The organism is Streptomyces sp. CA-251247, from assembly GCF_050952975.1.
Taxonomy (GTDB): domain Bacteria; phylum Actinomycetota; class Actinomycetes; order Streptomycetales; family Streptomycetaceae; genus Streptomyces; species Streptomyces achmelvichensis.
Genome location: NZ_CP191861.1, coordinates 7,138,464 through 7,155,946 on the forward strand (window position 1 = coordinate 7,138,464; position 17,483 = coordinate 7,155,946).

The following is a 17,483-nucleotide window of genomic DNA, read 5'->3' on the forward strand; positions in this document are numbered from 1 at the left end:
GCCGTCATGCCGCTGTCCCGCCCTCGCATCGACCTGGTGCCCCGGCCGTCCCACCTCACGGTCATGAACGGCCGGTTCACCTTCGACGACCGTACGGCCGTCCGCGCGGCGCCCGGTGCCGAGCCCGCGGCCGCACTCCTGCGCACCCTCCTCGCCCCCGCCACGGGACTGCCGCTGCCCCTCGCCGCGGACGGCCGTGTCGTCATCGCCCTCGACGCCGGCCTCACCGGACTCGGCGCGGAGGGGTACGGACTGACCGTGGGCGCCGACGCGGTGCTGCTGCGGGCCGCCCGTCCCGAAGGGCTTGTCCACGGCGTCCAGACGATCCGTCAACTGCTGCCTCTCGAGGCCCTGTCCGGGAACCCGGTGCGCGGCACCCCGTGGTCCGTGCCCTGTGTGCAGATCACCGACGTCCCCCGGTTCGCCTGGCGCGGAGCCATGCTGGACGTGGCCCGGCACTTCCAGCCCGTGTCCTTCCTGCGGCGCTTCACCGACCTGCTGGCCCTGCACAAGCTGAACGTGCTGCACCTGCATCTGACCGACGACCAGGGCTGGCGTATGCCGATCGCCGCCCGCCCCAAGCTCACCGAGGTCGGCGGAACCCCGCACGGCGGTGCCTACACCCGGCAGGAACTCGCCGGGCTGATCGAGCACGCCGCCGTACGCGGCATCACCGTCGTGCCGGAGATCGAGATGCCGGGTCATGCGCGCGCGGCGCTCGCCGCCTACCCGCATCTGGGCAACCGTCCCGGGCGGCAGCTGGAGGTCTGGCGCCGATGGGGTGTGTGCGACACGGTCCTCGGGGTCCACGACGAGGTCCTGGACTTCTGCCGCACCGTCCTCGACGAGGTGATGGACACCTTTCCCTCGCCGTACGTCCACCTGGGCGGCGAGGAGTGCCCGACGACGGAATGGCATCAGTCGCCCGCCGCGCTGGCCCGGGTCGCCGAGCAGGGTCTGGAGAGTCCCGACGCCCTGCACGGCTGGTTCATGGGCCGCATGGGCGAGTTCGTCGCGGAGCGCGGCCGCCGTCCGCTCGGCTGGACCGAGACCGGTGTCGATCTGCCGGACACCTTCACCGTGCTGCCGTGGCGGGACCAGCGGCACGGCCTCGCCGCCGCCCGAGGCGGCCGGCAGGTGATCATGGCGCCGTACCGCTCCACGTACCTCGACTACCCCCAGTCCGCACGGCCCGGTGAGCCGCCCGGCCAGCCGGGGCAGGTCATCGACCTGCGGACCGTCTACGCGACCGAACCGGCCCCCGCCCACTGGGAGCCGGAAGCCGCGGCCCGGGTGCTCGGCACACAGGCCCAGTTGTGGACCGAGTACGTCACCACCCCCGCGCACGCCGAGTATCTCGCCTTCCCCCGGCTGTGCGCGCTCGCCGACACCGCCTGGTCCGGCGGCCACGACTGGCCCGGATTCCAGGCGCGTATGCACCGCCACAGAGCCCGGCTCGACGCGCTCGGCGTGCCGGACCGGCCCCCCGTGCACCACCCGTCCCGAGAGGATTCCCCATGAGCCTCAGTCCCCTGCGCCTTCGAGCGGCCGTGGCCGCCGCGGCGCTGGCCGGCCTCGGCTGCGCGACGCTGACCGCGTTGCCCGCGGCCGCCGCCGGCGAACAGGTCAAGGTCCAGTACCGGCAGAGCGCCACCGGCAGCGACCAGGCCGAGCCCTGGTTCAAGGTGGTCAACACCGGCAGCAACGCGGTTCCGCTGAGCCAGGTGAAGATCCGCTACTACTTCAAGGCCGACGCGGGAGCCTCGTACCGCTTCGCCTGCTCCTGGGCGGTGAAGGGCTGCGCCAACATCACGGGCACCTTCGGCACCCTGACCCGGTCCACGGCCGACGCCGACCGCTATCTGGAGATCGGCTTCACGGCCGGGGCCGGATCGCTCGCGGCCGGCGCCGACACCGGTGACCTTCAACTGCGCTTCCACCGCAGCGACTGGCAGGCGATCAACCAGCTCGACGACTACTCCTTCGCCGCCTCCCAGACGGCGTACGGCGACTGGTCCAAGGTCACCGCGGCCGTCGGTGGCGCGACGGTCTGGGGAACGGCCCCCGCGGGCAACGACCCCGACCCGGATCCGACGGACCCCACCGACCCGCCCGGCGACGGAGCCACGCTGTTCGACGACTTCACCTACACCTCGCACACCGACCCGGCGCTCAACGCCCATGGCTGGAACGTCCGCTCCAACTCCGGCGGCCCCGGAGTGCCGGGCGCGGCCTGGGCACCCGAGAACGTCACCTTCGCCAGGGAAGGTGCCAACTCGGTCATGAACCTGGAGACCTCCACAGCCGGTACGGCCGCCTCCACCCGCCAGACCGAAGTCCTCACCCGGGCCACGAAGTTCAAGAACGGCACCTACGCGGCGCGCGTGAGGTTCTCCGACGCCCCGAGGTCGGGTCCCGACGGCGACCGCCTCGTCCAGACGTTCTTCACCATCAACGACCTCAAGGCCCCGATGGCGGACGACTACGCCGAGTACGACTTCGAGTACCTGCCCAACGGGGGCTGGGGCGAGCCCGCCAACATCCTCTACACGACCTCGTGGGAGACCTACCGTCCCGACCCCTGGGAGGCCGTCAACCAGCACTCGGAGGCCCGCACCAGCTACGCCGGCTGGCACGACCTCGTCGTCACCATCGACAACAGCGCCATCACCTACTACGTCGACGGCACCCTGTTCGGCCGGCACGACGCCCGGTATCTGCCCGAGCGCCCCATGTCCATCAACTTCAACCAGTGGCTCATCGATCTCGCGGGCCAGACCAGCACCACTCCGCGCGCCTACGACCAGAAGGTCGACTACGTGCTCCATGTGAAGGACCAGGTGCTGACTCCCGCGCAAGTCAGCGCCCGCGTGGCCGCCTTCCGTTCCGCCGGGACGGCCTTCGAGGACACGGTCCCCGGCACCGGCTGACCGTCCTCGCGGGGGCGGGCGCCGTCGCCCGCCCGCCCCCGCGTGCGAACCCCCCGCCGGCCGTCGGGGGTTGACCCGGGCATTGGTACATACCAAACTCCACCCACACACCCGTGCGAGCGCGGAGCGCGCTTCCCCCCATGTCGGGTCCGCTCCCGTGCCCTCTCGCCGAAGGTGACCGCTGTGAAGAACTTCCGTGCCCTGTCCGTCGCGCTCGTCTCCGCGCTCACGCTCACCGGCTGCGGGGTGATCCCCGGCACCGGATCGGACACACGGACCGTGCGGATCTGGCTGATGCAGGACAGCGTCTCCGACGACTTCCTGAAGCGGTTCACGACCTCGTACGAGAAGGACAACCCGTCGGTGGAGCTCGACGTCACCTTCCAGGAGTGGACCGGCATCGGTAAGAAGGTCATGGCCGCGCTGGAGAGTGGCAAGGGGCCCGACATCATCGAGGTCGGCAACACCCAGGTCGCCCAGTACGCGGAGAGCGACGCCCTGCTGGACCTCACGCTGGAGTCCGTACGCGACCTCGGCAACGAGCAGTGGCTGCCGGGACTCGCCGAACCCGGCAGCATCAACGGCTCCCAGTACGGCATCCCCTGGTACGCGGCCAATCGCGTCGTCATCTACAACAAGGACCTCTTCGCGGACGCCGGGATCACCGCGGTCCCCAGGACCCGGGCGCAGTGGCTCGACGCCTCGGAGCAACTCGACGACAACGGCGTCCAGGGCATCTACCTCTCCGGCCAGGACTGGTACACCCTGTCCGGCTTCATCTGGGACGAGGGCGGGGACCTGGCCGTCGAGCGCGGCGGCGACTGGCAGGCCACCCTCGACACCCCGGCCGCGCTGCGCGGCATGGCGTTCTACAAGGAACTCCAGGCACACGGCGACGGACCCAAGGCCGCCGACGAGCAGACCCCGCCCCAGGCGGAGGTCTTCGCCCAGGGCAATGTCGCCCAGATCATCGCCGTCCCCGGCGCCGCGACCGTCATCGAGAAGGCCAACCCCGACCTGAAGGGCAAGCTCGGCTACTTCCCCGTGCCCGGCAAGACGGCCGAGAGACCCGGGTCCGTCTTCACCGGCGGCTCCGACCTGATCGTCCCGGAGAAGGCCCGCCAACGGGGGGCGGCCATCGAGGTCGTCAAGGCGCTGGCCGGGACACGCTGGCAGACCGATCTTGCCCGCACCATGAACTACGTCCCCAACAAGACGAGCCTCGCCGGCGTGCTCAAGGACGAGGAGGGCACGGCCGCGATGGCCGCCGGAGCCGCGCGGGGCCGCGCGACCCCCAACTCGCCGCAGTGGGCCGAGGTCGAGGCCGACAACCCGATCAAGACCTATATGACCGCCGTTCTCCAGGGGAAGAACGCCGCACGCGCGGCGCGGCAGGCCTCCGAGCGCATCACGGACGTCCTCGCGCGCGGGTGACACCCCGGCATTCAGCCGTCGCACATCCACTCTCCGCCGGGCTGTCATGTCGAATCCAGCCGGCCACGGAAGAAGTAAGGAGCCGGCCGCCGCACCGGCGGTCCGTCCCCCTCCGTCCGGCACAGGAGACAGCCATGCCCGCATCGCCAGCCGTCGTCGCCGCCCCCCTCCCACTCCCCGCCCCGGCTCCCACGGCGCTCCCCACCCGGCTCCCCGAGGCCGGCGCGGAGGCCGAGCAGCCCCGGTACATCGTCTCGCTCGCCCGCAACCAGGAGGACGTCCGCGCCGCCCAGCGGCTGCGCCACCAGGTCTTCGCCGGCGAGATGGGCGCACTGCTGGAGGGACCGGAGCCGGGCCTGGACATCGACGCCTTCGACGCCTACTGCGACCACCTGCTGGTGCGCGAGGCGGACACCGGCGAGGTCGTCGGCACCTACCGGCTGCTGCCGCCCGACCGGGCCCGGGCGGCCGGCCGGCTCTACTCCGAGACCGAGTTCGACCTGGCCCGGCTCGCCCCCATCCGTGACGACCTGGTCGAGGTCGGCCGCTCCTGCGTCCACCCGCTGCACCGCAACGGCGCCGTCATCGGCCTGATCTGGGCCGGGCTCGCCCGCTACATGACCCGCACCGGACACAACTGGCTGGCCGGCTGCTGCTCGATCCCGCTCGCGGACGGCGGCACCCTCGCGGCGGCCACCTGGTCCACGGTCCGTGCCAAGAACCTGGCCCCCGAGGAGTACTGGGTCACCCCCCACAAGCTCTGGAACGCCGACACCGTCGCTCTCCCCACCGGCCGCACCGAACTGCCCGCCCTGCTGCGCGGCTACCTCCGCCTCGGCGCCTGGGTGTGCGGCGCGCCCGCCCACGACGCCGACTTCGGTGTCGCCGACCTGTACGTGCTGCTCTCGCTGCGCCGGACCAACCCGCGCTACCTGAACCACTTCCTCTCGCTCGCCCCCGGGCGATGAGCGTCTGGCTCCCCGGCGCACCCTGCACCCCCGCCGGCTGCGCCATCCACCAGGGCCCGGTGGCCCGCAAGGTCACCGCGGTCGCCCGGCTGACGGCAGGGCTGCTGACCGCGCTCGCCGGCATCCTCGTCGGGCCGCTGGTGGCGCTGCTCGCCCTGGTGCTGGGCACCCGGTTCCGGCACCTGGCGACCCGCTGCTGGACCCGGGCGGTGCTGCGCGCCTTCGGAGTGCGTCTGCGCATCGTCGGCCGGCCGTACGCCCCGCGGGGCTCCCTCGTCGTCGCCAACCACATCTCCTGGCTGGACATACCGCTGATAGCCGCCGCCCTGCCGGGGCGGATGCTGGCCAAGACGGAGGTCAGACACTGGCCCGTCCTCGGACCGCTCGCGGCCCGCGGCGGCACCTTCTTCCTGGAGCGCGACCGGCTGCGGACGCTCCCCGCGACCGTGGCCGAGATGGCCTCCGCGCTCCACGGGGGCGCCCGCGTCATCGCGTTCCCCGAAGGGTCCACCTGGTGCGGGCGTGAGCAGGGCCGGTTCCGGCACGCCGTCTTCCAGGCCGCTCTCGACGCCGGCGCGAGCGTGCAGCCCGTCCGCATCACCTATCTGCCCACCGGCGCGGCCGCCTTCGTCGGTGAGGACTCGCTGCCCGCGTCGCTGTGGCGGGTCGTGGCGGCCGGTGAACTCACCGCCGAGATCCGGCTGCTGCCGGCCATCCCGGCGGGGAGCTTCCCCGACCGCCGCTCACTGGCCCGCGCGGCTCAGCGGGCCGTCGCCAGGGACAGCGCGAACCTGCCCTCCCTGTCCGTCCACCAGTTCGTCAACTCCATCCCCGCCGCCGCCAGTTCCGTCCGCACACCCTCCTGACGGAACTTCGCTGACACCTCGGTGCGCATCTCCTCGCCCTCCTCGAAGGCGACCACGAGATCCAGCTCGGGGATCTTCACGCTCAGGGCGTGACGCGCCCGCAGCCGCATCTCGATCCACTCCTTCTGCGGGTCCCATCGCGCCACATGGTCGAAGTCGGCGGGGTCGACGTCCGCGCCCAGCTCCCGGGCGAGGACGTTCAGGACGTTCTTGTTGAACGCGGCCGTCACCCCCGAGGCGTCGTCGTAGGCGCGTACCAGCACGTCCTCGTCCTTGACGAGGTCCGTGCCCAGCAGCAGCGCGTCCCCGGGGTCGAGCAGCGACCGCACCGAGCTCAGGAACGCCGCCCGCTCGGCCGGCAGCAGATTGCCGATCGTGCCGCCGAGGAACGCGACCAGCCGCGGGCCCGGAGTGCCGGGCAGCGCGAGCCCGTGGGTGAAGTCGGCGATCAGGGCGTGCACATCGAGCCCGGGGCGCTCCTCCAGCAGCGCCTCGGCCGCACCCCGCAGAGCGCTCTCGCTCACGTCGACCGGCACATAACTGTGCAGGTCGTTCAGCTCGTCCAGCAGATGACGGGTCTTCTCCGAGGAGCCCGAGCCCAGCTCCACCAGCGTCCGGGCCTTCGTCGCCGCGGCGATCTCCGCCGAGCGGTCGATCAGGATCTCCCGCTCGGCGCGGGTGGGGTAGTACTCGGGCAGCCGGGTGATCTCCTCGAACAGCTCGCTTCCGCGGGCGTCGTAGAACCACTTCGGCGGCAGTGTCTTGGGTGTGCGGGTGAGCCCGTTCAGGACGTCGCCGCGCAGTGCGGCGTCGGTGGCGTCCTCGGGCAGGGTGCGGGTCAAGAGGAACGGGCTCACGAAGTGGGCTCCTTGAGCGGTGTCAGCAGGACATCGGTGCGGGTTGCGGCGAGCAGTGTCCGGTCGGGCACCTCTCGCCAGTGCGGATCGTCGTCGTACGGCTCCGAGGCCACGACCGTGCTGCGGCCGGGCTCGGCGAGGTACCACAGGGTGTCGCCCCAGGCGCTCGCCGCGATCGTCTCGCCGTCGGTGAGCAGGAAGTTCAGCCGTGAGTCCGGTGCGGCCCCGGCCGCCTCGTAGATCGTCTCGGCGATCGCCTGGCCGGGTTCGTCGCCGTCGCGCAGCCTGCGCAGCACCAGGGCCCAGAGCAGGGCCGAGTCGCAGCGCGATTCCAGCGAGAGCAGATCGGTGGCGGGCAGCGAGAGGGAGAGCGGCGCCATGGAGCGCGGCCAGCCCCTGACGGCCCCGTTGTGGCTGAACAGCCAGGGCCCGGAGGCGAACGGAGCCGCGGCGGCCTCGCCGTCCGCGCCGGCCTCCGTGGCGTCCCGGACGGCGGCGAGCACCGCCCCGCTGCGGACGACCCGGGCGATGTCGGTGAACGACAGGTCCGCCCAGATGGGTCCGGTGCGCCGGTAGCGCGCGGGCACCGGATCGCCCTCGGCGTACCAGCCGACGCCGAATCCGTCGGCGTTGACCGTCCCGTACCGCTGGCGGCGGGGCGCCCACGACTGCCGCAGCAGTCCGTGCGCCGGGTCGGCCAGCAGCTGCCCGAGCGGCAGCTGCGGGCCGAGGTAGGCGATATGACGGCACATCAGGAGACATCCTCGTGGCCGGCGGCGTCCCGTGCGGTGCGGAAGCCGGAGAAGATCTGGCGCCGCACCGGGAGGTCCCAATTGCGGAAAGTACCGCGGCAGGCCACCTTGTCGACGGCGAACGAGCCGCCGCGCAGGACCTTGTGGGCGCTGCCGAAGAACACCTCGGAGTACTCGCGGTAGGGGAACGCGGCGAAGCCGGGGTAGGGCAGGAAGTCGCTCGACGTCCACTCCCACACGTCGCCGATCAACTGGCGTATGCCGAGCGGGGATTCGCCCTCCGGGTAGCTTCCGGCGGTGGCCGGACGCAGATGGCGCTGTCCCAGGTTGGCCTGTGCGGGCGTAGGGTCCGCGTCGCCCCAGGGGAAGCGCCGCGAGCGGTCCGCCTCCTGGTCGTGGCGGGCGGCCTTCTCCCACTCGGCCTCGGTCGGCAGCCGCCGCCCCGCCCAGCGGGCGTAGGCGTCGGCCTCGTACCAGCTCACATGCAGCACCGGCTCGTCCGCGGGCACCGGCTCCGTCACGCCGAAGCGGCGGCGCAGCCACTGGCCGGCCTCCCGCCGCCAGAACAGCGGTGCGCCGATGTCGTGCCGGCGGATCTGGTCCCAGCCCTCGGCGGCCCACCAGCGCGGGTCGTCGTAGCCGCCGTCCTCGATGAACGCGATGTAGGCGCCGCAGGTCACCGGCGCGGTGTCGAGATGGAAGGCCGGCACGTCGCGCCGGTGCGCGGGCCGCTCGTTGTCCAGCGCCCACGGCTCCGTCGAGGTGCCCATGGTGAAGGGGCCGCCGGGGACCAGGATCTCCTCGGCCAGGCCCTGCATACCGCCCGCCGGGGGCTCGGGCGCGCTGAGCGCCGCCGGGCCCCTGCGGAGCTGGTGGGTGATGAGCATGGTCTCGTCGTGCTGCTGCTCGTGCTGGGCGATCATGCCGAAGGCGAAGCCCGAGTCGGTCAGCGGGTCGGTGCCCTCCAGCGGGGTGCGCTCGAGGATGTCGAGGACCCGGCCGCGTACGTCGGAGGCGTAGGTGCGGGCCTCGGACGGGGCGAGCAGGGGGAGTGTGGGCCGCAGCGCGCGGGGGTGCTCGAAGGCGTCGTAGACGGAGTCGATCTCGGGCCGCAGAGCCTCACGGCCGCCGACGGTCCGCAGCAGCCACTGTTCTTCCTGGTTGCCGATGTGCGCGAGGTCCCAGACCAGCGGGGACATCAACGGCGAGTGCTGGGCGATCAGTTCGTTCTCGTCCACGCAGGTGGTGAGACCGGCGGTGCGGTCCCGGGCGGTGATCAGCGCGTCGAGAGCGCGTCGCCTGAGGTCGTCGGTCATGAGCTCGGTTCCTTCCCGAGTGACGGGATGCGCAGATCGTCGGCGGGACATCGGCCCCGCAGGACATGGCGCTCGTTGAAGGCGGCGACCGCCTCCTGCACCGCGGTGGAAGCGCCGATGCGGGGAAGCGCCTCCAGGGCGACGCCGAAGCAGGTGACGGCCGCCGCGTGCAGTTCGGGGTCGGTCAGTCCGTCCCGGGCCGCGCTCGTCCACAGCGGATTGCACGGGGCGGGCTGTGGACCGGCGTACTCCGCCAGCGGTTTGACGGCGCGGTAGACGGTCTCGGCCGCCTCGGCGTCGTCGAACAGGGCCGTGGTGACGGCCAGCGGCACCATCCAGCCGTCCTCGCCCGGCTGGGCGTCGATCATGCGCAGTTCGAGATGGCCACGCGGCCGCACGGGCGGGAACAGCGTGGTCAGGTGGTAGTCGAGATCCTCGCGGGTCGGCGGGCGCGGACCGCCGGAGCGCAGCCAGTCGCGGAAGGTGAGCCCCTCCGGCCGTGCCCAGGGTCCTTCGGGCGCCCGTACGCACATCACGGGTGCGTCCAGCGCGTGCGCCGTCCAGGCCGCCCGCGGCTCCCGGTCCAGGGGCGGTGACAGCGGCCGTACGGAGTCCAGTTCGGCCCACACGGCCTGACGCGTGGAGCGCCAGCCGGTGTAGTGGCCCGCCTGAGCGGGGGAGTTGGCGAACGCGGCGGTCAGCACCGCGCCGAGGAGGTGCGCGAGCTGCCAGCGTCTGCCGTGGCCGAGCGGTCCGGGCTCCTCGTTGCCCGCGTCCAGACACACCTGGACGGAGGCGGAGGTGCACATCATGGCGCGGCCGGCGGGGCCGGTGCGGTCGAGGAAGGCCTCCATGGCCTCGTACCGGGGTTCGTGGAGGAGCCGGCGCGGCGTCTGCCACGGGTCCAGTCCGTATCCGGCGAGGGTGAGGCCGGCCGGCCGGAGCACCGCGCGTACGGCGTCCAGATCGGCGGCGACGGAGTCGATGCACTCCGTCAGGGAGGCGGCGGGGAGCGAGCTGAGCTCCAGCTGGCCGCCTGGTTCGAAGGTCAGGAGCGAGTCGAGGTGCAGAGAGCGCACCCGGTCGTATGCCGCCATCAGGCGGTCGGCCGGGACTGGGCTATGGGGTCTGTCCAGGTCGTGTACGAGCCATTCCAGTTCCACACCGACCGTGCTGGGCGGGCCGTTCTTGAAGCAGATACATCGAAGGAGATCTTCTGCTTCTCCCTCGTCCATCGGCCGGCCGTAGTCGCCGGGATCTGGTGGGTGCATGATCCGCTCCTCCGTCGAAGGCACTCTGCCAACCTAAGGCCAGCGCCGCTGGTTCGCACAAGAGTGCCCTTGGGGCCCGTGTGGCGCACATAAATCCGATTGCCCCACCTGTCGCCGCTCACCCACGATGTGGCGCATGAGTGCACGACTGCGGGGGATCGCCAAGCACACCCAGGAGATCGTTGAAATCGGTCACTACTTCGCGTCCGACGGACGCCGCGTGGTGATCGCACCGGAGCTGGCCGCCGCCCTGGAAGGGACCCGGATGTACGGGCCCGAGAGCGTGCCCGTCACCCCGGACAGCGGCCGTACGACGGTCTTCGACGTCACCGGCGAGAGCAGCACCCAGGCCGCCCAGCGCCTCACCGCGGCGGACACCGCACCGGTCGCCGTGCTGAACTTCGCCTCGGCACGCAACCCCGGCGGCGGCTATCTGAACGGCGCCCAGGCCCAGGAGGAGGCGCTGTGCCGGGCCTCCGCCCTCTACAGCACGCTGCTGCGCGCCCCCGAGTACTACGCCCACCACCGCGCGGACCGTGATCCGTTCTACTCCGACCGGGTCATTCATTCCCCCGGCGTCCCGGTCTTCCGCGACGACCGCGGACGGCTGCTCGACACCCCGTACACCGCCGGTTTCCTCACCTCGCCCGCACCGAACGCCGGGGTCATCACCCGTCGCACACCCGAGCAGGCCCACCGCATCCCGGCCGCCCTCGCGGCCCGCGCCGAACGGGTCCTGGAGACGGCCGCCGCGGCCGGGTACCGCAGGCTCGTGCTGGGCGCCTGGGGCTGCGGAGTCTTCCGCAACGACCCGGGCACGGTGGCGGACGCGTTCCACGCGCTGCTCACCGAGGACGGCCGTTTCGCGGGTCATTTCGAGCACGTCGTCCTCGCGGTCCTCGACCGTACGCCGCAGGGGTCGACCCTGGAGGCCTTCCGCCGGGTCTTCGCCGGTCAGCTCCAGCCGTAGCGCTCCCGCAGCCGCGCGACGACCGCATCGAACCGCGGCCGCTCCAGCGCGCACGCCTCGCGGCGCATACCGCTCTCGTGGACGCGCAGCACGCGGTCCAGGTCGACCCACGACTCCCGGCCCGCGCTGTCCCACGGGCCGACGCCGATCGGCACCCACTCGCGGTCGTGGTCGTGCCGCCTGCTGGAGAGCTGTACGGCGAGCAGCGTGCCACCGGGTTCCCGGGCGACGACGAGCACCGGGCGGTCCTTGCCACGCCCGTCGTTCTCCTCGAACGGCACCCAGGTCCACACGATCTCGCCGGGGTCGGGGTCACCGTCGCGGTCCGGCGCGTACGACGTGCGGACCGGACCCACATCGGCGGGGTCGGCCTCGGCCGTCGCTCCCGGACCGCTGCGGCCGGGCTGGGCGAGATCGTCGGAGGAGTCGAAGGAACCGCGGAAGATCGTCACGCGCCCCACGGTAGGGCCTCGCCGACGCGGGGGTCCGTGGCGGGTGCGGGGAGCTGTGCGAGCGGGTGGCGCAGGCGGCCGCCGTCGCCGGGAGTCGTGCGGACCTGCGGTCCGCGGCGGCCCGCCGCAGGGAACCCGCCTGCGCAGCGCGTCAGACCCAGCCGTCCAGCGCCGCCATGAAGCCGTCGAAGTCGTCGCGGTGGATGGTGTGGCCGGCCCCGGGGACCGTCCGCACCTCGAAGCCCCGCGCGGCGAGCAGCTCCGCCCGCTCGGCGGGAACGAGCAGACTCGGGTCCGCGAGGACGACGAGCGACGGTACGACAGGCTCGGCCGGCAGCAGATCCGTGCCGACGAGACCGGTCAGACCGTAGGCCGTCCCCTCCTCCCAGACCCGCAGGGTCTCCAGCTCGATGCCGACATCCACCTCGTCCCAGCGCGGCCCGGCGGCCCGGATCTGCTCCCGGGTCAGCGTCTTGGCCTGGGCGAAGAGGTCGGGACGGTAGCCGTCCTCGCCGTCCGGCAGGTGCCAGGCGGGATCCGCGTACACGGCTCGTTCCGGTGCCAGCTGTCGTACCGCCCTGGACAGGGCCAGACCGCCGAGCGAGTGGCCCAGGGCCACCTCCGCGCCGGCGGGCAGCGTCTCCACGAGATCGTCGGCGTGGTCCTGGAGCGTGTAGCGGTCGGCGCGGCCGCTCGCACCGTGACCGCGCAGATCGACGGCGAGTACGCGGTAGCCGCGGGCGGCGAGTGCGGGGCCGACCCGCCGCCAGGTGCGGTGATCGGCCATGATGCCGTGGACGAGCAGCGCGAGACGGTCGCCCGTCCCCCAGGTCGTGGTGTGGAGCTGCACAGTGATGCCTTTCCGGTGCGGTGCGGGGGGCAGTCGGACGGGTCGAACCGGTCGAGCGGATCGGGCAGTTCGGGTGGATCCGGCGGGTCGCGTGGTGCGGCTCGGGCGGAGCGCTGTGGTCGAGAACAGCGCGGCGGTACGGCGGCTTCCCGATCCGGCGCCAGTGCACCGATGCGGCGCCGGCCGCCGGGCCGGACCGAGCCGCCGCCCGCCGCCGGGCCGGACCCGAGCCGCCGCCCGCCGCCGGGCCGGACCTGAGTCGATCCGCCGCCTGCCATCCGCCGCCCGCCGCCGGGCCGGGACCGTGAACCGGGCGTCAGGACGCCGGAGTTCGAGCCGAAGATCAGACCGAACTCGGCCACGTTCCGGGGCGGATCGATCTCCCCGGCGGGCAGGCCGTGGCGGACCGCCGACAAGCCGCCCGAGAGCGCTTACATCGCGGTGCTCATAGCGGCCCGCCGCGGCCACGGGCTCCCGGCGGATTTCGGCGGTCCGGTTTCGAGGGGTTTGCGGAGACGTCCGGCCGATGCCGGCCGCCGAGCCGGCGGCGCCGGGAGACCGAGCGGCCACACTGCCCTCCGGACGAGGTGAGGAAGCGGGGGTGCCGACCGAGGATGGCGCGTGTCACTGACGCGTGTAAACCCTTTCTGGCGCTCGTTTCCGGCCATCCACCGGACGGCGTTCGGCACCGTTCTGGAAGGATGCCGAGGGCGATGAGCCAGACACCCAAGCAGTCCGCAGAACGCCCCGTTCCCACCAGCGCCGATGTCGCCCGGCTGGCCGGAGTTTCCCGGGCCACCGTCTCCTACGTGCTCAACAACACCTCGGCCGTGCGCATCAGTGAGCCCACCCGCCGACGTGTCCGCGAGGCCGCCGAAGAACTCGGATACGTCCCCCACGCCGCCGCCCGCAGCCTGCGCGCCGGGCACACCCGCATGGTGCTGCTGCCGACCGCTCACGTCCCCGTCGGGCCCCTCTACAGCCAGTTCTTCAACGAACTCCAGTGGGCGCTGCGCCGACTCGACTACACGGTCGTTCAGTACGGCAGCCTGGGACTCGAGGGCGACGAGGCGGCCAGGGCCTGGGCGGAGCTGCGGCCGGTTGCCGTCGTCTCCTTCGGCGAGGTGGCTCTGACCCGCCACAGCGTCGACGTACTCAAACGCTCCGGCGCCAAGGCCGTCATAACGCTCGGCCCGCGACGGGTCGAGGGCGCGCACTCGCTCGTCATGGACCAGAGCGAGATCGGAAGCTGCGCGGTGTCGCACCTCGTCGCACGCGGCCGACGGGCCATCGGGGTCGTGATGCCCGAGCAGCCGGGCCTGGAGCTGTTCTCCGAACCGCGGCTCGAAGGCGCCCGCAGGGCGGCCTCGGTCACCGGCGCCCGCATCGAGCCGCTGCCCCTGTCGTACGACGAGGAGTCGGCCGCCGCGCTCGCCGCCCGCTGGCGGGAGCTGGAGCTGGACGCGGTGTACGCGTACAACGACGAGCACGCCCAGCTTCTGATGCGCGCCCTCCAGGACGCAGACATCGATGTCCCGGGCGCGACGGCCGTCATCGGCGCGGACGATCTGCTGCTGGGCAGGCTCTTGCGTCCGCGACTGAGCACGGTGCACATCGACATGGTGACCGGCCGCCGGCTGGCCGAACTGGTCGACGGCATGGTCCGTGAGCCGGGCGACGAGCCGGAGATCCACGACCTGATGGGCGCGAGGGCCGTGCACCGCGAATCCAGCTGACCCGGCGCCGTCCTTCCGGCGTACCCGGCAGACCGGCGGACGACGTGCGCGCGGGGCGGCGGGTGGCTAGCGTCACGTGCATGACCAGCGATCCGCAGCGCTTCGAAATCCTGGTGGTGCCCGAGCACATCGAGGGCGACGATCATGCCTCCCTGGCCGGGGCCGCCATCCGGTCGGCCATCGTCGCGGCGACGGGCGACCACGGAGAGTCCGGCTATCCGCGGTACGTGGGCCAGGGGGTAGAGGCCGACATCGACCCCGCCACGCGGACCGTCGAGGCGCTGCTGATCGACGGCGCGGAGCTGGACTACGGCCTCTCGGCGCGCGTCGTCGAGCCGAAGAGCCTCTGACGGCACGATTCCCGACGACGCCGCTCGAACCGCTGCCGGCGCTGTGGGCGGCCCGGCGCCGGCGGTGATGCCGCACAGCCGAGGAAATGCCCGCCCGCCGCCCCAGGACACGACTGTGGTCCCGGCCGTCCGGCCGGGACCACAGATGAGGCTGCGCCTCGTACGGGGCAGGGGCCGCGTCAGGCCTCGGCCGCGCCGTCCGCGCCCGCCGCCTTGGCCTCGGCGGCCTTGATCGACTGGCGGACCTCGTCCATGTCGAGGGCCCGCGCCTGGCCGATGACGTCCTCCAGAGCGGCCTCGGGGAGAGCGCCGGGCTGGGCGAAGACCGCGACGTTGTCACGGACGATCATCAGCGTCGGGATGGACTGGATCTCGAACGCGGCGGCCAGTTCCTGCTGGGCCTCCGTGTCGACCTTGGCGAAGACCAGGTCGGAGTGACGCTCGGCGGCACCTTCGTACACCGGAGCGAACTGCTTGCAGGGGCCGCACCAGTCCGCCCAAAAGTCGATCAGGACGAAGTCGTTGTCGCTCACGACCTGATCGAAGTTCTCCTTGGTGAGCTCAACAGTGCTCATGACGTACTACCTCTCCCTGATGTTCGCTGGTGTGTCGTCCCGGAGGAACACCCCGGTCCGTCAGCTGCCCCGGACAACCGTGCCCGGGGCCTTGCTATTCCTGCCTCTGCCCATGTGGCCAGGACGCACACCCACCACCAGACTGGCCCTCATGACGGAAGCTGTGGAATTCGACGTCGTCGTGCTGGGCGCGGGCCCCACCGGCGAGAACGTGGTGGACCGGCTCAGGGCCGCGGGCCTGAGCACCGCGGTGGTGGAGAGTGAACTGGCCGGCGGCGAATGCTCGTACTGGGCGTGCATGCCCAGCAAGGCGCTGTTGCGCCCGGTGACCGCCCGGGCGGAGGCGCGCCAGGTCCCGGGTCTGCGCCAGGCGGTGCAGGGGCCGCTGGACACCGATGCCGTGCTGGCCCACCGGGACGAGAAGGCCGCACATTGGAAGGACGACGGCCAGGTCGGCTGGCTCGAATCGACGGGCGCCCGCTTCTACCGGGGCCAGGGCCGCCTCCACGGCCCCAAGAAGGTCGTGGTCGACGGGCCCGAGGGCGAGCACCATGTCCTGACCGCCCGGTACGCGGTCGCCGTGTGCACCGGCAGCCGCGCGGTCCTGCCCGATGTGCCCGGCCTGGCCGGCGCGAAGGCGTGGACCAGCCGTGAGGCGACCAGCTCCCACACCGTGCCGGGACGGCTGATCGTCGTCGGCGGGGGAGTCGTCGGGGTGGAGATGGCCACTGCCTGGCAGGCACTGGGTTCCCAGGTGACGATGCTGATCCGGAGCGTCGGACTGCTGCCCAAGATGGAAGCCTTTGTGGGCGAGCACATCGCGGAGGCCCTCACGGAGGCCGGCGCGCAGATCCGCACGGACGTGGAGGTCGCGTCGGTCGAGCGCACCGGGGGTACGGGCCCCGTCAGGGTGGTGCTGGACAGCGGGGAGCGTATCGAGGCCGACGAGATCCTCTTCGCGACCGGACGGGCACCGCGGACCGAGGACATCGGCCTCGAGACGGTGGGCCTGGAGCCGGGTTCGTGGCTGACGGTCGACGACACCTGCCGGGTCGAGGGGAGTGACTGGCTCTACGGCGTCGGTGACGTCAACCACCGCGCGCTCCTGACCCATCAGGGCAAGTACCAGGCGCGCATCGCCGGGGCGGCCATCGCGGCCAGGGCGAGCCAGGTGCCGCTGCTGGAGACCGACCGCTGGGGCGCGCACGCCGCCACCGCCGACGTGGCGGGCGCCCCGCAGGTCGTGTTCACCCACCCCGAAGCCGCGGCCGTCGGGCTCTCGCTCGCCGAGGCCGAGGCAGCCGGACACCGGGTGCGTGCCGTCGACTACGAGATCGGCGATGTCGCGGGCGCGGGCCTGTTCGCCGACGGATACCGCGGCCGCGCCCGGATGGTGGTCGACCTGGACCGCGAGATCGTTCTCGGTGTCACGTTCGTGGGCCCCGGCGTGACGGAGCTGCTGCACTCGGCGACCGTCGTGGTCGTCGGGGAGGTGCCGCTCGACCGGCTGTGGCACGCGGTGCCCGCCTACCCCACGATCAGCGAGGTGTGGCTGCGGCTGATGGAGACCTATCGCGGCTGACCCTGCCCGAGCTCCGCGACCGCGGTCCGTCCTCCGGTCGCGGGCGCGCCGCCTCACGTGGCCCGGCGCCAGTGACCGGCCCGGGCCCCGGCACCCACCTCGTCCCAGGGAGGAACCACCCATGTCCGTACGCCGCGTGGTGCCCGACATCCACACCGCGTCCCTCGCGGAGAGCCGGGACTTCTACGGCCTCATCGGCCTGGAAGAAGTGATGAACCTCGGCTGGGTCATGACGCTCGCGTCACCCGGCAACCCCACGGCCCAGATCTCGTTCGCCACCCACGACGAGACCGCGCCGGTCGAGGCCGACATGAGCATCGAGGTCGACGACGTGGACGCCGTGCACGCGGCGATGGTCGAGCGGGGAGCGGAGATCGTGCACGCCCTGCGGGACGAGGAGTGGGGCGTACGCCGCTTCTTCGTACGCGATCCCAACGGACGGGTGGTCAACGTGCTCAGCCACCGCAGCTGAGCCCCGTGGCGCCGCCCCACCTCGACCCCGTGTGCCCAGCGCGTCGTACGGTTCGGGTGCCACGCCGCCGGCCGCCCCGCACTGTCCCGGGGGCGGCCTCGG

The 17,483-nt window shown here is 72.4% G+C and carries 17 protein-coding genes; 10 read left to right on the forward strand and 7 right to left on the reverse strand.

Annotated elements, in window-relative coordinates:
* Positions 1-6 precede the first annotated feature (6 nt).
* The 5 genes from ACQPWZ_RS31840 (at position 7) to ACQPWZ_RS31860 (ending at position 6,198) form a co-directional block, all read left to right on the forward strand.
* Complete coding sequence (locus ACQPWZ_RS31840) at positions 7-1,521, forward strand: beta-N-acetylhexosaminidase (RefSeq protein WP_433573089.1); 1,515 nt, start codon at positions 7-9, stop codon at positions 1,519-1,521.
* Entirely contained in the window at positions 1,518-2,930 is a 1,413-nt protein-coding gene (locus ACQPWZ_RS31845) for a cellulose binding domain-containing protein (protein WP_433573090.1), read from the forward strand. The genes ACQPWZ_RS31840 and ACQPWZ_RS31845 overlap by 4 nt, the downstream gene beginning before the upstream one ends.
* Positions 2,931-3,113: 183 nt before the next feature.
* Entirely contained in the window at positions 3,114-4,364 is a 1,251-nt protein-coding gene (locus tag ACQPWZ_RS31850) for an extracellular solute-binding protein (protein ID WP_340476724.1), read from the forward strand.
* 134 nt (positions 4,365-4,498) lie between these two features.
* A complete protein-coding gene (locus tag ACQPWZ_RS31855) occupies positions 4,499-5,332 on the forward strand; it encodes a GNAT family N-acetyltransferase (RefSeq protein WP_433573091.1) in 834 nt (277 codons plus the stop codon).
* A complete protein-coding gene (locus ACQPWZ_RS31860; RefSeq protein ID WP_433573092.1) occupies positions 5,329-6,198 on the forward strand; it encodes a lysophospholipid acyltransferase family protein in 870 nt (289 codons plus the stop codon). The genes ACQPWZ_RS31855 and ACQPWZ_RS31860 overlap by 4 nt, the downstream gene beginning before the upstream one ends.
* Here the strand turns inward: ACQPWZ_RS31860 and egtD are convergent.
* The 4 genes from egtD to egtA are packed head-to-tail and all read right to left on the reverse strand — an operon-like array spanning position 6,093 to position 10,394.
* Positions 6,093-7,055 (reverse strand): L-histidine N(alpha)-methyltransferase, encoded by a 963-nt coding sequence (gene egtD / locus ACQPWZ_RS31865; protein WP_433573093.1) that lies wholly within the window; start codon positions 7,053-7,055, stop codon positions 6,093-6,095. The genes ACQPWZ_RS31860 and egtD overlap by 106 nt on opposite strands.
* The gene (gene egtC / locus ACQPWZ_RS31870; RefSeq protein ID WP_433573094.1) at positions 7,052-7,807 is read right to left on the reverse strand and encodes an ergothioneine biosynthesis protein EgtC; all 756 of its coding nucleotides are present in this window, start codon (positions 7,805-7,807) and stop codon (positions 7,052-7,054) included. Before egtC ends, egtD begins: the two co-directional genes overlap by 4 nt.
* Positions 7,807-9,123, reverse strand: coding sequence for an ergothioneine biosynthesis protein EgtB (gene egtB, locus ACQPWZ_RS31875; protein ID WP_433573095.1), 1,317 nt, complete (start codon positions 9,121-9,123; stop codon positions 7,807-7,809). Before egtB ends, egtC begins: the two co-directional genes overlap by 1 nt.
* Positions 9,120-10,394, reverse strand: coding sequence for an ergothioneine biosynthesis glutamate--cysteine ligase EgtA (gene egtA / locus ACQPWZ_RS31880; protein WP_433573096.1), 1,275 nt, complete (start codon positions 10,392-10,394; stop codon positions 9,120-9,122). The genes egtB and egtA overlap by 4 nt, the downstream gene beginning before the upstream one ends.
* A gap of 136 nt (positions 10,395-10,530) precedes the next feature.
* Between egtA and ACQPWZ_RS31885 the strand changes: the two genes are divergently transcribed.
* On the forward strand, positions 10,531-11,364 hold the full coding sequence (locus tag ACQPWZ_RS31885; RefSeq protein WP_433573097.1) for a TIGR02452 family protein: 834 nt from the start codon (positions 10,531-10,533) through the stop codon (positions 11,362-11,364).
* Here ACQPWZ_RS31885 and ACQPWZ_RS31890 read toward each other — a convergent pair.
* Entirely contained in the window at positions 11,349-11,816 is a 468-nt protein-coding gene (locus ACQPWZ_RS31890; protein ID WP_383243696.1) for a type II toxin-antitoxin system PemK/MazF family toxin, read from the reverse strand. The genes ACQPWZ_RS31885 and ACQPWZ_RS31890 overlap by 16 nt on opposite strands.
* Positions 11,817-11,967: 151 nt before the next feature.
* A complete protein-coding gene (locus tag ACQPWZ_RS31895; RefSeq protein ID WP_433573098.1) occupies positions 11,968-12,666 on the reverse strand; it encodes an alpha/beta fold hydrolase in 699 nt (232 codons plus the stop codon).
* A gap of 713 nt (positions 12,667-13,379) precedes the next feature.
* Here ACQPWZ_RS31895 and ACQPWZ_RS31900 point away from each other — a divergent pair.
* Positions 13,380-14,402, forward strand: a complete 1,023-nt coding sequence (locus ACQPWZ_RS31900) for a LacI family DNA-binding transcriptional regulator (protein WP_340476732.1) — start codon at positions 13,380-13,382, stop codon at positions 14,400-14,402.
* Positions 14,403-14,482: 80 nt separating this feature from the next.
* Complete coding sequence (locus ACQPWZ_RS31905; protein ID WP_340476733.1) at positions 14,483-14,752, forward strand: hypothetical protein; 270 nt, start codon at positions 14,483-14,485, stop codon at positions 14,750-14,752.
* Positions 14,753-14,931: 179 nt separating this feature from the next.
* On the opposite strand, the gene trxA is transcribed toward ACQPWZ_RS31905, so the two are convergent.
* On the reverse strand, positions 14,932-15,327 hold the full coding sequence (gene trxA / locus ACQPWZ_RS31910) for a thioredoxin (protein ID WP_340476734.1): 396 nt from the start codon (positions 15,325-15,327) through the stop codon (positions 14,932-14,934).
* 151 nt (positions 15,328-15,478) lie between these two features.
* Between trxA and ACQPWZ_RS31915 the strand changes: the two genes are divergently transcribed.
* Together ACQPWZ_RS31915 and ACQPWZ_RS31920 are read left to right on the forward strand one after the other, a co-directional pair.
* Entirely contained in the window at positions 15,479-16,909 is a 1,431-nt protein-coding gene (locus ACQPWZ_RS31915) for a dihydrolipoyl dehydrogenase family protein (protein WP_433573099.1), read from the forward strand.
* Between the two features lie 121 nt (positions 16,910-17,030).
* Positions 17,031-17,381 carry a VOC family protein gene (locus ACQPWZ_RS31920; RefSeq protein ID WP_313942719.1) on the forward strand — a complete coding sequence of 117 codons (351 nt, stop codon included), beginning with the start codon at positions 17,031-17,033 and terminating at the stop codon, positions 17,379-17,381.
* Positions 17,382-17,483 lie beyond the last annotated feature (102 nt).